1 protein-coding gene is annotated in these 720 nt (G+C 51.4%); it reads right to left on the reverse strand.

Annotation, left to right across the window (positions count from 1 at the left end):
- Positions 1-720 (reverse strand): IS5 family transposase gene (locus tag IEY53_RS34825; RefSeq protein WP_189032942.1). Its coding sequence is split into 2 segments (ribosomal slippage), with 721 coding nucleotides annotated over them: positions 1-388 and positions 388-720; the frame shifts between segments, so codons are not numbered across the junction. This gene is flagged as partial in the annotation.

Raw genomic sequence — 720 nt, forward strand, 5'->3', positions numbered from 1 at the left:
GCCATGAACATGTTCGCTGTTTTTTCATAGCGAGTGGCCAGTCGTCGATAGTTTTTTACTTTGTTGAAAAAGCATTCAATTAAGTGTCGCTCTTTATACGTTTCAGAATCTAACGGGCGCTTTACCCGCCGATTACGTTTGCTTGGGATAACCGGAGTAATCTCTCGGCTTTGCAAAAGCTCCAGAATGGCATTGGTATCGTAGGCGCGATCAGCTAACACTTCGCCCGGGCAGAAGTCCAGTTCATGAAGAAGGCGATAGCCGGTGACAGAATCGTGGGCTTGTCCTGGCGTCAATTCGAAACGCAGCGGATAGCCGAGCGCGTCCACCATCGCATGAATTTTGGTGGTTAATCCCCCGCGCGAACGTCCGATTGCTTGCCGGTCCTGCCCCCTTTTGCGCCCGCTCCATGTTGATGGACGCGGACGATGGTGGCATCGACCATGACTTGTTCCCAATCCGGTTCGATAGCGACATGCTTCAGTATTTCATCCCAAATGTTTGCTTTTTGCAACCGCCAGAAAAAGCTGTAGGCTGAAGACCAAGGGCCATAATAACTCGGCAAATCTCGCCATGGCGCTCCCGTTCGAGCAACCCAAAGCACAGCATTGAGCATCTGACGCCGATCCTTAGGCGGACGTCCTCCTTGTTTTTTTCGGGCCGGGGGCAACAGGGGTTCAAGTATATTCCATTCTTCATCGGTTAACTCGTATCTTCGTC

The organism is Paenibacillus albidus, from assembly GCF_014644435.1.
GTDB classification, from domain to species: domain Bacteria; phylum Bacillota; class Bacilli; order Paenibacillales; family Paenibacillaceae; genus Paenibacillus_AQ; species Paenibacillus_AQ albidus.